This is a genomic window from Aeromonas media, assembly GCF_000819985.1.
GTDB lineage: Bacteria > Pseudomonadota > Gammaproteobacteria > Enterobacterales > Aeromonadaceae > Aeromonas > Aeromonas media.
The window spans coordinates 1-12,368 of sequence record NZ_CDBZ01000102.1; the positions used below are offsets into that span (position 1 = coordinate 1).

General features: G+C 57.0%; 9 protein-coding genes and 1 pseudogene. 5 read left to right on the plus strand and 5 right to left on the minus strand.

Annotated features, from left to right (window positions below; translation table 11 throughout):
- Positions 1 to 189: 189 nt before the first annotated feature.
- The 4 genes from BN1127_RS09170 to BN1127_RS09185 are packed head-to-tail and all read left to right on the plus strand — an operon-like array spanning position 190 to position 5,679.
- Positions 190 to 1,446: a hypothetical protein gene (locus BN1127_RS09170; RefSeq protein WP_021140988.1), complete on the plus strand. Its 1,257-nt coding sequence runs from the start codon at positions 190 to 192 to the stop codon at positions 1,444 to 1,446.
- The gene (locus BN1127_RS09175) at positions 1,443 to 2,051 is read left to right on the plus strand and encodes a condensin complex protein MksE (RefSeq protein WP_005330555.1); all 609 of its coding nucleotides are present in this window, start codon (positions 1,443 to 1,445) and stop codon (positions 2,049 to 2,051) included. Before BN1127_RS09170 ends, BN1127_RS09175 begins: the two co-directional genes overlap by 4 nt.
- A 59-nt stretch (positions 2,052 to 2,110) precedes the next feature.
- Positions 2,111 to 4,810: a coiled-coil domain-containing protein gene (locus tag BN1127_RS09180; protein WP_202211408.1), complete on the plus strand. Its 2,700-nt coding sequence runs from the start codon at positions 2,111 to 2,113 to the stop codon at positions 4,808 to 4,810.
- Positions 4,807 to 5,679: a hypothetical protein gene (locus BN1127_RS09185; protein WP_021140990.1), complete on the plus strand. Its 873-nt coding sequence runs from the start codon at positions 4,807 to 4,809 to the stop codon at positions 5,677 to 5,679. The genes BN1127_RS09180 and BN1127_RS09185 overlap by 4 nt, the downstream gene beginning before the upstream one ends.
- Positions 5,680 to 6,111: 432 nt before the next feature.
- Here the strand turns inward: BN1127_RS09185 and BN1127_RS23180 are convergent.
- From BN1127_RS23180 to galE, 5 genes and pseudogenes are all read right to left on the minus strand, one after another.
- Positions 6,112 to 6,350, minus strand: a pseudogene (locus tag BN1127_RS23180) (IS1595 family transposase); the annotation flags it as partial.
- A 26-nt stretch (positions 6,351 to 6,376) separates the two neighbouring features.
- Positions 6,377 to 7,789, minus strand: coding sequence for a pyruvate kinase PykF (gene pykF, locus BN1127_RS09190; RefSeq protein ID WP_042649215.1), 1,413 nt, complete (start codon positions 7,787 to 7,789; stop codon positions 6,377 to 6,379).
- A gap of 20 nt (positions 7,790 to 7,809) precedes the next feature.
- Positions 7,810 to 8,958, minus strand: coding sequence for a galactokinase (galK, locus tag BN1127_RS09195; protein WP_021141162.1), 1,149 nt, complete (start codon positions 8,956 to 8,958; stop codon positions 7,810 to 7,812).
- On the minus strand, positions 8,955 to 10,013 hold the full coding sequence (locus BN1127_RS09200; protein ID WP_021141161.1) for a UDP-glucose--hexose-1-phosphate uridylyltransferase: 1,059 nt from the start codon (positions 10,011 to 10,013) through the stop codon (positions 8,955 to 8,957). Before BN1127_RS09200 ends, galK begins: the two co-directional genes overlap by 4 nt.
- A 60-nt stretch (positions 10,014 to 10,073) precedes the next feature.
- Positions 10,074 to 11,087, minus strand: a complete 1,014-nt coding sequence (gene galE / locus BN1127_RS09205; protein WP_042649216.1) for a UDP-glucose 4-epimerase GalE — start codon at positions 11,085 to 11,087, stop codon at positions 10,074 to 10,076.
- Positions 11,088 to 11,288: 201 nt separating this feature from the next.
- Here galE and BN1127_RS21340 point away from each other — a divergent pair, with 201 nt between their 5' ends.
- The gene (locus tag BN1127_RS21340) at positions 11,289 to 12,296 is read left to right on the plus strand and encodes a substrate-binding domain-containing protein (RefSeq protein WP_082030023.1); all 1,008 of its coding nucleotides are present in this window, start codon (positions 11,289 to 11,291) and stop codon (positions 12,294 to 12,296) included.
- The last annotated feature ends 72 nt before the right edge of the window (positions 12,297 to 12,368 follow it).

Sequence of the window (12,368 nt, forward strand, 5' to 3'; positions counted from 1 at the left end):
TGATCATGCGTCGGCCCTGGCGGTAAGGGAGACCGGAGTCGTCAGATATCTGCTTGAAAAAACGACATGTAGAAGTATCCAGTATTGTTGCCAGCTGGGTTGCTTTCTATGCTCTTGTGGTCAAATGACGCCAGCCGTCCATCGTATGATTCTTTGGACTGGGGCCAAGGGAGCGAACAAGGATACCGAATGGCAAATCCCAAAAGTCTGATATTCCAACTGCATAAACATTGGGACGTCATCGAAGCATTGGTTCGGGCTTCGCGGGAATGGCCTGCTTTCGATGAGGCGATGGTGCTGAGGCTAATTGGCAAGTCCAGCCGGGGCAGTGACAGCGAGCCTGAGTGTGGAGAAATCTTGCGCAGCCTATGTAGCAGCGATGTCCTGCAGTGGCTTGAGCGAACCGATACCCTGCAGGTCAACCCCTTGGTGCAAGAGTTTGCGCGGGGGCTGTTACGTGAGCATGAGTTAGGGCTTTCTGCCGTGCTCAAGGCGCGTATCGAGGCCATCAAACAAGCGACAGCACAAATACTGGAAGGTTCTGAACCACTCAATCCCGATTATTTGCGTCAGGGCTCAGCCAAGATGTCAGACCTGTTGCGGCAGATCAGTTTGCAATTGGATCAGGATCGCCATGCCATATTGGAGCTGGCCGAACAGGCTAAATCCGCGGATGCAGCCATGCCAATAGCGCAACGTTATCGCTCAGTGCTTGAAGCCTATGACCAGTATGTGGAGCCCATGAACGAGATGATGGACTCCGGGCTTGCGGGCAACTTCTATCCCTTTCTGGAGCAGGCGGAGAGGGCTCTGGATCGGGCTGTAGAGGCCATCACCATACAAGGTGGGCTTTATACCCACCAGTTACAGTTGCGTCAGGTTTCTTATCAAGCCAAGGAGTTGCAGCGGTTGGGAAGATTGGTAGCCCAGCAATGTGCCGCCACCTTGCTGCCGCTGCGTGAAGAGCTGCGCGAGCATAATGGCCTGTCTGCCGCCATCAGCCAGTTGTTGGGGCGTGTGCGCAAACGTGGCCTCACGCGAGCTCTGCCGTTGCGCAATACGAAGGGGGCCTTGCCTGTCTGGCGGCAGGAGCGACCGCGACGCGTTAGTGTAGGCTTCGAGGTCAAGGATTTTATGGCCAGCGCCCTGGCGTACATACCGGAACTCATCCGTTTCCCGACGGAGGTCCCCTTCGACGCCTCACTGGTAGAGCCCATTGATGACGAGACCCTCAAACAACACCTGCAAGAGAGCCTGCCAGTGGAGAACCTGATGCTCTGGTTGCTACAGCATTATGGCGAGCAGCCGGATGCCACCTTGTTGCGACTCTACCACGAACTGGTGCGTGAGCCTCTTTGGCTGGCGAGCCTTCACCCAGATAGCACCACAACGGATTTGCAAGAGGTGCTGGTCAGTTATCACCCCTACAGGATCCAGAGATCATGATTACCTCTATTTCGCATCTGGAGTCGCTCGGTGCCCTGAGTGAGCTGTTTCGCCTGTTCAACAGCGGCAAGCACCTCAACCGGGTGGCGGAGCCTGCCCTGTGGGCCGAGCTGGAGCGGTGTCAGGAAAGCTATCAGGCTATTTTTGCCGCCCTGGGGTTTGAGCTTAAAGTCGAGCCACGTGGCTATGCCTGGTTTCATATCGAGGAGTCCGGCAGCCAAGCCAGCAAGACTAGCAAGCGCCTGGCGTTGTTATGGATGTGCTTGTTTGATACCCAGGCTGATGAGGGCAGACCCTTGTCCCGCTTTACGGAGTGGCGGGTAGACAAGGCCTTGCTGGCCAAGGCTCACGAGCATCATCAGGAGATCCTTGAGGCCGAGGGGTTGGAGCTGGATGGCTTCATCGCGTTGCTGGACAGCGCGGTCAAGCTCGGATTTGCGTTGTCACTTAACGGTTATTGGCAGTTATTGCCGGCGGTCTATCGCTATCTGGAACACTTCGAATCGTTGAGCGCATCTGGCCAAGACGATTCATTCGATGAGCCGCAGGGTGGCGAGGAAGATGAATCGGCAGAGGTGGGTTTGGATGAGGAGGAGGAAGCATGATCCAGTACGGGTTTGAGCGTCTGGTATTGTTGGGCAGTGCCGGGTATCAGAGAGCCGAGTTGCCGCTGGATGCTGCCGTCTCACTCATCGCCCCCAATAACACAGGTAAAACCAGCCTCATCAACGCGCTGCAGTTTTTATTGATCATCGACCAGCGACGCATGGACTTTGGCGCCCACGATCTGGAGAAGTCCAAACGATTCTACTTCCCCAACAACAGCGCCTACATACTGCTGGAAGCCTGTCTGCCAGAAACGGGGACCGTGGTGCTGGGATGTGTCGGCAAGGGGGTTAGCCATGACTATCAGTACTTTGCCTACAAGGGAGCGTTGGATCTGGATGATTATCGGTTGGACGGCGGCGCTCTGGTGGCGGAGCCCCAACTGGTAAACCACCTGGCCACGCGCCAGCGGCTGGTGTTTGTCTACAAGAGTCCCAATGATTTTCGCGATGCCCTGTATGGTGGTCGTCGCAAGCGGGCCGCCAGCGAGCCCGATTTCACCCTCTTTCATCTGGAGCATCAATCGGATGCTGCTGCCTATCGACAGGTCCTCACTCGTACCTTACGGCTGGATAGGCTCACCTCGGCCGATGTCAAAAATTATCTGTTGGAAATCTTCAAACGGGACTTGTCGGATGCGGCCATCGACTTTCGGCAAGAGTGGGAAAAGGCATTTAGCGAGGTCAATAGTGAACGGGCTCAGTATCAGGCGGCGGTCAATCAGTCTGCACGGATCCTGAGCTTGGCCAAACAAGTGCAAGAGCGTTTGACGCTCAGAGGCAAGCTCATCGTCTGGTGCCCACAGATAGAAGAAGACCTCAAGCAGTGGCACTCCTACTATGAGTCCACAGCAGAGGAATTGGCAGCCAAGGTGTTGCAATGCGAGACGGCACAAAAGCAATCGGGGAGCCGTATTCAGGAGCTGAGTGTCGAACGGCTCGTAAAACAGCAGTCCCATACTCAGCTGCTGGCGCTCAATCAGCAGCAAGCGGAGCTGGAGCGTCGGTTTACCCTGCTTTCGGGACGTGAGCAACTTGAAACACAGCTGGCGGCGGTCAAGGAGAATTTGGAGGCTCAGATCACCCTGCTGGGGCAGGTCAAGAGCCGCAGCGTAGAGGACATAAGGCGAGATTTACGTCGGCAACAGCAGTTGTCGATGAGCCTGCATCGGCAGCAGGAGACCTTGACCGACAATCTCTATCGACACATGGCTGATCATCTGAGTGAAGAGGAGTTACTGCGACTAAACCGGGTGCTCCAGGCCGGAGTGATGCAGCTAGGACCGGCAGATTTCGAACTGGATATGCCCCGGTTGAAACAACAGTTGTCACAGACGCCGGGCGAGACGCTGATGCTGGCTGGCCTGCGCATCAACCTTCATCGGTTGCATCCCCAGTTTCAGCAACTCAGTGAAGCCGAGCTGAAGGAGCAGATCAGGGATACCGACAGGCATATCGCCAGTTTGGAGGTGCAGCAGCAAACAGCCGAGCAGCGCCACCAGGCCGAGGCACACAAGCAACGATTAGAGCAGGAGCAGCAACAACTGCGGCAGGAGCTGGCCGACTTCGACACCTGGCAGCATCTATTGGCCCAGAGTGACCAGCGAGCAGAGCAATTGATAGCCCATGAACAAGAGCTGGATAGGCTACAGGCCGAGCTGGCAGCGATTAACCAGCAGCAATTGAGCTTGGTTGATCAACTCAATGCTTTGCGACAAGCGCAGATGCGACTGGATGATGAGCATAACGGCATCGTCACCATGCGTAACCAGCGCGAGGATCAGGGGCCAGAATTCGGTTATCTGGAATCTCTTTCCTACCATCCCTGGCTCGGGGGAGCCACCAGAACGCTGGATACCCTATATACCCGTTTGCAAGAATTCCAGACCGATAGTCGTCAATTGTTGGCGTTGAACAGCGCGTTGCAGCGCGGTTTGCAGGATTTGCACGCTGGCGGACTCACCAAGTATGAACACTGCCCGACTCAGGACGAGGAGTGGAGTCGGATCCTCGATTTCCATCAGATGTTGCCAAAAGAAGCCGAGGCATTGGAGAAGAAGGCCCGCAGTGCCGTGATCAATGTCACCGCCAGCCTGAAACAGCTCAGACAGGGGCTGAATGCTTTTAAGGCGCAGATGCGGGGCTTTAACCGGCTGGTGAGTCAGCGTCAACTGTCCGACCTCAGGGTTTTCAAAATCGAGCCCAGGGATGAAGCACACCTGGTGGAAGCCATCGAAATTCTGCTCGATAAGTCCGCTCAGGTGGAGACGGGGGAGAGCTTCGATCTGTTTAATCAGCAAAGCGTGCTGGATGATGTGCGATTGGATCGCGCCAAACAGACCTTGTTTGATGAGGGCAATGCCCGGCAAGGGCTCCGTGTCGCCGATCTGTTTCGCCTGGAGTTTGTGATAGGTAAGCAGGATCAGCAGGAGGAGTCCTTCACCGAGATAGACAGTGCGGCCTCCAACGGCACCGTATTGATGGCCAAGCTGGTGACCGGGCTGGCCATGCTCCACCTGATGCATCACAAGAACAAGCGCATCCGCACCATCTGTTATCTGGATGAGGCGCTGGCGCTGGATACCCGCAACCAGAAAAATCTGATCGATGTGGCGGCAGAATTCGGTTTTGCCCTGATCTGCGCCTCGCCAGCTCCGTTGACCACGGCACGCTATTGCGTACCTATCCATCACCATGCCGGCAAGAACCATATCAATCGGCAGAGCTGGCTGGTGCTTGCTCCCAAGGAGCGACCATGAGCCGTAGTTTGATCGCCGCCTTGCGCAAATTGCGCCAAGCCCCTGGAGGAGGGCTTGCCAGCTCTCAATTGAGCGAGGGGCAGCGACGTGAGCTGAGCAGCTTTGCCCGCGCTACCGGCAGCATACAGATGCGGCCCGAGGGCAGGGGAGTCGTATTTGAGATAAGGCTGCCCGCCGTGGTGGAACACCAGTGGCGACAACTGGTGCCGATAGAGCAAGCCGAATTGGTCGATGGTCTGCCACGCCGAGCGCGTAACATCGCCGCAACTCGCCGTAGCAAGGGGGCAGATCATGGGCATGAGTTCAGCTATCTGCTGTTAAAGGCCGGTCCCGGTCAGGTGGCGTGGCGAGACGATAAAGACAACCGGCTGGACTTGCGACTGAGCACCGATCAACTGGGCGTCGCCGCTCTGACTGTGCACGCCGACAGCACCTGGTATACCGAACATCCGCTATGGCTTGTGGAAAATCAGGCGCTGTTTGACCAGCTGGACTGGCTACCCTGCGCCCAGCCCGCCAGTGTTGCTTATTACAGTGGCCAATTGCCCAACACATTGTTGGATTGGCTCGCCTTGCGCCAGCGGGCGCCTGCGATCCACTTCTTTCCCGACTACGACGGAGTGGGTCTGCTCAACTTTGCCCGGCTTCGCAGCCGTCTTGGCCACAGCGTGGCCCTGTGGTTGATGCCCGAGTGGCCATCTCGTCTCGAGCGTTTCGGTTGTACCACGCTTTGGCAGGATACCCAGCGCGAATTCAACGCCATGCTGGCACACCCTGCGACAGCCGATTTCGACGTGGAAGTGAAGCAATTGATCCGGTCAATGCAAGCCAGCGGGATGGCGCTGGAGCAGGAAGCCGTGTGGTTGTGAGGAACTGCCCCGTCCGTCTCGCCTGCCTCTTATCTGTCTATTAGTTTGAAAATATCTGCTTGAAAATACGACATGTGCAAAACCCCAGTATCGAAGCGGCTTTGCTCGAACGATATAGTCATCTGGGTTTTAACTGATGACTTGGGAGATAAAGGATGAAGGCGGCGACACGGCATGATTGGCAAGGGTTACAACCATTGCATCGAGATGCGCTCACCCTTCCGCTGAGCCTGCGCTTTCGCGATGAGCAGATGGCCAACATCCGACAGGGATTTATGTACTATGCCTCATAATCTGTTCACCTTGGCGATTACGCACTACCTGATAGGGCTCGCTCCGCTCTTTGCTGAAACATGCATACACACATAAAATATTAGACACGACTGGATTCGGTGAGAGCAGAGATGTCAAGACTGCTATCAACGTCTTGGCATTCAGCGTTTTCAACAGTAAATCTGCGTGGTGGCTTGCAAGCGCCAAGGACCACCATTAATGTGATGCAACCCGCCCGGTTCCATGAGTTCGACCTTGACCACCACGATGTTGTGCCGAATGTGATAGTCCCCGTTGTCCCTCTAAAGAGTCAAGGGAGAAGGTCTCGTCAACCTCAACGATACCTTCTTCCCGTGTGGCTTGATGTCCGGTCATCGCACGCAAAAGCGATGACGCCAGTAGCCTAAAGTTTGCTAGGCAATCGTTACAGAACGTGAACAGAAGCGGTGTTGGTGGTGCCGCTCGGTACCAGAGCACCGGAGACCATCACAACCACGTCACCTTTCAGACCCATGCCGATTTCCAGCGCGGCTTCTTTACCGATGCGATAGAAATCGTCGGTAGAGGCGATGCTGTCAACCACGTGAGCAACCACACCCTTGGTCAGCACCAGCTGGGCAGCAGTTTTCTTGTTGGTGGTGATCGCCAGGATCCAGGCTTTCGGGAAGTACTTGCGAATGGCCTTGGCAGACTTGCCGCCTTCGGTAGCAACCACGATCAGCGGGGCGTCCAGCTTCTCGGAGGTCTCTACGGCGCCTTTACATACGGCTTCGGTGATGCGCAGCTTGTTGCTGTCGTTGGCAGCAGACAGGTTGGACGGCATCACGGCATCGGTACGCTCGCAGATGGTGGCCATGATGGTCACGGCTTCCAGCGGGTACTTACCCTTGGCGGATTCACCGGACAGCATCACTGCGTCGGTACCGTCCAGGATGGCGTTGGCCACGTCACCAGCTTCGGCGCGGGTCGGACGCGGGTTCTTGATCATGGAGTCCAGCATCTGGGTGGCAGTGATAACCACTTTGCGGGCTTTGTTGCACTTGGCGATGATCATCTTCTGGGCGAAGATAACTTCTTCAACCGGGATCTCTACACCCATGTCGCCACGAGCAACCATGATGCCGTCGGAAACAGCCAGGATCTCGTCGAAGTTGTCCAGACCTTCCTGGTTTTCGATCTTGGAGATGATCTGGATGTTCTCGCCACCGTGGGCTTTCAGGTGCTCACGGATTTCCAGAACGTCTTCTTTCTTACGGATGAAAGAAGCAGCAACGAAATCAACGCCTTGCTCGCAACCGAAGATCAGGTCGCGCTTGTCTTTCTCGGCCAGGGCCGGCAGCTTGATGGAGACGCCCGGCAGGTTAACGCCTTTGTTCTCGCCCAGGTCACCGTTGTTCAGCACTTTACAGATAACTTCGCGCCCGGTGATTTCGATGACGTCCAGACCGATCAGGCCGTCATCAACCAGGATGCGGTTGCCGACGCGCAGATCGTTGGCGAAACCTGCATAGGTCACCGCCACTTTGTCTTTGTTGCCAACCACGGTCTGGTCGGTGGTGAAGGTGAAAGTCTGGCCAGCGACCAGCGCGACGTCGTTGCCGCCTTCCAGCTTCATGGTACGGATTTCCGGACCCTTGGTGTCCAGCAGGATAGCTGCGTGCTTGCCGGTCTCGGCCATTACAGCGCGCAGGTTGCTGATGCGGCTGCCGTGCTCGGCGTAGTCACCGTGGGAGAAGTTCAGGCGCATGACGTTCATGCCGGCGTCCAGCATTTTGGCCAGCATTTCTTTGGATTCGGTCTTCGGACCGATGGTGCAGACAATTTTGGTCTTTTTCATTTTTGAGTTCCTAGTTTTATTTAATTTCTACAAGCACCATCAGTTGACCGACAAACATAACAATCAGCCTTTAAGCCAGAGACTGTCGGATACTCGGCTTCGACTGCTGCGATCACCTCGGCCACTTTCTCCGGGCGCAGCAGGGCGACCACGCAGCCGCCGAAGCCGCCGCCGGTCATCCGCACGCCGCCATCTGTGCCGATCCTGGCCTTGATGATCTCCACCAGACCGTCGATGGCGGGCACTGTGATCTCGAAGTCATCGCGCATGGCGGCGTGCGACTCGGCCATCAGCTCGCCGAGGCGGGTCAGATCGTGGCTCGCCAGCGCATCGGCGGCCGCCAGGGTGCGGGCGTTTTCACCGACGATGTGGCGGGCACGGCGATAGCAGGCCTCATCCAGCCCGGCTTTGCCCGCTTCCAGTCCGGCCAGATCGAGGTCGCGCAGCGCCTTGACCCCGTAGTGACGGGCGGCCTCTTCGCACTGCTGGCGACGGGTGTTGTATTCGCTGTCCACCAGACCGCGGCGCACATTGGAGTTGACGATCAGCACCGCCAGATCCGCCGGCATGGGGATGAGGCGAGTCTCCAGCGAGCGGCAGTCGAGCAGCAGGGAATGATCGGTTTTGCCGCTGGCGGAGATCATCTGATCCATGATGCCGCAGTTGCAGCCGACGAACTTGTTCTCCGCCTGCTGGCCATTGAGGGCGATCTCGGCCTGACTGATGTCGAGCCCCAGCGCCTCTTTGAAGGCCTGACCGATCGCCACTTCCAGCGAGGCGGAGGAGGAGAGTCCCGCCCCCTGCGGCACGTTGCCGGAGACCACCAGATCGAGGCCGCGCAGGGTATAGCCGCGCTCCTGCAGATATTTCACCACGCCGCGGATGTAGTCGCTCCAGCGCTGGCTGGGGTGGTGCTCGATGGGCTGGTCGAGGTCGAACTGGTCGCGCTGATTGTCGTAGTCGGCGGCGATCACCTGTACTTGCCGGTCATCGCGCAGGCCGATGGCAACGCAGGTCTCGTAGTCGATGGCGCAGGGCAGCACGAAGCCGTCGTTGTAGTCGGTATGTTCACCGATGAGGTTGACGCGGCCGGGGGCGCGCACCAGCAGATCGGGCGCTTTGGCAAATTGCTCGGCAAAAACGGTGCTGACACGTTGGTTGGGGGTCATAGGGCCTCCTCATTGGTGTGGCTGGTCTGGGTGTAGTGAATGGGGCTCAGAGCGCGCAGCCGCTCGGCAGCCTGCTCGGGGGTAAGGTCGCGCTGGGTTTCGGCCAGCATCTCGAAGCCGACCATGAATTTGCGCACGGTGGCGGAACGCAGCAGTGGCGGATAGAAGTGGGCATGCAGTTGCCACGCCTCGGGGCAATCCGATTTGGGCGGTGCAAAGTGCCAGCCCATGGAGTAGGGGAAGCTGCACTCGAACAGATTATCGTAGCGGCTGGTGAGCTCCTTGAGCGCCACTGCCAGATCCTGTTGCTGGGCCTTGGTCAGGTTGAGCATGGAGGGGACGTGCGCCTTGGGCAGCAGCAGGGTTTCGAACGGCCAGGCGGCCCAGAAGGGAACCACGGCGAGCCAGTGCTCGGTCTCCACCACGATGCGCGAGCGATCCGCCAACTCCCGCTCCACATACTCCAGCAGCATGGGGCGGCCATGCTCGGCCAGCCAGTCACGCTGGTGCTGCTCTTCGCGGGCGATCTCGTTGGGCAGGAAGTCGCTGCCCCAGATCTGGCCGTGGGGGTGAGGGTTGGAGCAGCCCATGACTGCCCCTTTGTTTTCAAAGACCTGCACCCACTGCCACTGGGCCGACAGCTCGGCGACCTGATCCATCCAGGTGGTGATCACCCCCTCGATGGCGGGCAGCGGCAGCTCGGGCAGGGTCTTGCCGTGGTCCGGCGAGAAGCAGATGACCCGGCTGGTGCCGCGGGCGGCTTCCAGCTTCAGCAGGGGATCGCTGGCGCTATCGGCGGCCGGGGTATCCTGCATCAGGGCGGCGAAGTCGTTGGTAAAGACAAAAGTGCTCTTGTAGTCGGGGTTGATGTCGCCAGTGACCCGGGTGTTGCCCGCGCAGAGGAAGCAGTCGGGATCGTGGGCTTGCTTGGGGGCCTGACTCACCTTCTCCACCTGTCCCTGCCAGGGGCGTTTGGCCCGGTGGGGGGAGACCAGCACATACTGGCCGGTCAGCGGGTTGAAGCGGCGATGGGGATGATCGACGGGGTTGAACATCATCTCTCCTGAATAATGTATTGAAAAATAAAGTCGTTTATTACCGGGGAGCAGGCAGACCTACTCTTCGTAACCGTTCGGATTGGCGGATTGCCAGCGCCAGCTGTCGGCGCACATAGCGTCTATGTCCCGGGTCGCCTGCCAGCCCAGCTCACGCTGCGCCTTGGCCGGATCGGCCCAGCAGGCGGAGATATCGCCCGGGCGGCGCGGTTCGATGCGAAATGGCAGCGGCTTGCCACAGGCGGCAGAGAAAGCGGTGACCAGCTGCAACACACTCTGGCCCTGGCCGGTGCCCAGGTTGTAGGTGTGTACACCACCCTTGCCGGCGCAGTGTTGCAGTGCCTTGACGTGCCCCTCGGCGAGATCCATCACGTGGATGTAGTCGCGCACGCCGGTGCCGTCCGGCGTGGGGTAATCGTTTCCAAAGACCGACAGGCAGTCGCGACGGCCGATGGCCACCTGGGTGATATAGGGCATCAGATTGTTGGGGATCCCTTGCGGGTCTTCACCCATAGTGCCCGAGTCGTGGGCGCCGACCGGATTGAAGTAGCGCAGCAGGGTCATGCTCCAGTGGGGCTCGGCCAGCTGCAGATCTTCGAGGATCTCCTCGATGAGCAGCTTGGATCGCCCGTAGGGGTTGGTGGCGCAGCGAGGGAAATCCTCGCGGATCGGCAGGCTAGCGGGATCGCCGTAGACGGTGGCCGAGGAGCTGAACACCAGATTGTGCACATTGGCCCGCTTCATCGCCTGCAGCAGGGTGAGGGTGCCGCCGAGGTTGTTTTCGTAGTAATCCAGTGGAATGCGGGTCGATTCACCGACCGCTTTGAGGGCGGCAAAGTGGATCACTGCATCGATCTGTTGCTCGGCGAAGATCCGCTCCAGCAGGGCGGCATCGCGAATATCCCCTTGATAGAACTGGGGTTGCTGGCCGCTGATGGCGGCGACTCGGGCCAGCACGCTGCGCTTGCTGTTGCCGAGGTTGTCGACCACCACGGGATTCATGCCTGCCGCTTGCAGGACCAGACAGGTGTGGCTGCCGATATATCCGCAACCGCCGGTGACTAGAACATTCATCTTGCTCTCCATATAAAAACATTGGTAACAGTCTAAACGAGAGGCCTCGACGTAAACTGTGAGCTCATCTACAAATCAGTGTAAGCGGTTACACTAATTTAGTGTGAGACTACATTGCAAGATCATTTTTCTCTATTTTTTTCAATTACTTTCAAGGGTATAATAGTGTTTAACTATAATGTGAAAATGAGTGAAAACAGTATGAGTACCATCAAGGACGTCGCTCGGTTAGCCAATGTATCGGTGGCAACGGTCTCACGAGTGATGAACAATTCGCCAAAAGCCAGCGCAGCGTCCCGGGTCGCAGTGCAGAGAGCAATAACTGAGCTTGGTTACACTCCTAATGCAAATGCCAGGGCCCTAGCTAACCAGTGTTGTGATACCTTTGGTGTTGTTGTTGGGGACGTGGCGGATCCCTTCTTTGGGGCATTGGTGAAAGGTGTAGGCACTGTTACTACGGAGCAGGGGCTGCATTTGTTGATGGGAAATGGACGACATACAGCAGACGCTGAACGGGAAGCAATAGAGTTGTTGATTGCTCGCCGTTGTGAAGGGCTTGTTGTACATAGCAAGGCATTATCTGATGACGAATTGCTGCAATATGCTGAGCGCATTCCTGGTTTGGTATTGATTAATCGTTACATTCCAGCTCTTCAGGTGCGTTGTATCGCATTGAATAACCAGCAAGGAACCACGTTAGCCACTCGGCATGTATTGGCGCAGGGACATGTCAAAATTGCTTATCTGGGTTCAAATCGACCTATCGAGGATGCAGAGTCACGCTTGAATGGTTATCGGGATGCATTGATATGCGCAGGGATTGCTCCAAGTGATGAGTTGATTGAATTTGCCCAACCAAATGAAGAAGGGGGGGAGCAGGCGACGCTGAACCTACTCGCCAAAGGAGCAAAGCTTACAGCTATAGTAACCTACAATGATGCTATGGCGGCAGGCGCCCTCTCTGTACTGGCTGATAATGGAGTCAAAGTTCCGGAAGAAGTGTCCGTGATAGGCTTTGATGACATTATCTATGCTCGATATTTGCGTCCTAAACTAACGACTATGCGTTACCCTATTGAGTTGATGGCAGCTCAGGCCACAAGGTTATCACTTGCCTTGATTCGTGGGGAGTCTTCACCCGAGCACTCTCGTATATATACACCACTTCTAATAAATCGTCAGTCAGTCGCTCGTCCTATGTCGGAATGACAACTTGTTAGTTTTCCCCGCGGCATAAGTCAATCATTTTGTGTGCTAATAACTAGGGAAGGTGCGAACAAG

Coding starts and splice junctions, on each gene's coding strand:
- BN1127_RS09170 (WP_021140988.1), top strand. CDS start 190: ATGGCAAATCCCAAAAGTCTGATATTCCAACTGCATAAACATTGGGAC.
- BN1127_RS09175 (WP_005330555.1), top strand. CDS start 1,443: ATGATTACCTCTATTTCGCATCTGGAGTCGCTCGGTGCCCTGAGTGAG.
- BN1127_RS09185 (WP_021140990.1), top strand. CDS start 4,807: ATGAGCCGTAGTTTGATCGCCGCCTTGCGCAAATTGCGCCAAGCCCCT.
- pykF (WP_042649215.1), bottom strand. CDS start 7,789: ATGAAAAAGACCAAAATTGTCTGCACCATCGGTCCGAAGACCGAATCC.
- galK (WP_021141162.1), bottom strand. CDS start 8,958: ATGACCCCCAACCAACGTGTCAGCACCGTTTTTGCCGAGCAATTTGCC.
- BN1127_RS09200 (WP_021141161.1), bottom strand. CDS start 10,013: ATGTTCAACCCCGTCGATCATCCCCATCGCCGCTTCAACCCGCTGACC.
- galE (WP_042649216.1), bottom strand. CDS start 11,087: ATGAATGTTCTAGTCACCGGCGGTTGCGGATATATCGGCAGCCACACC.
- BN1127_RS21340 (WP_082030023.1), top strand. CDS start 11,289: ATGAGTACCATCAAGGACGTCGCTCGGTTAGCCAATGTATCGGTGGCA.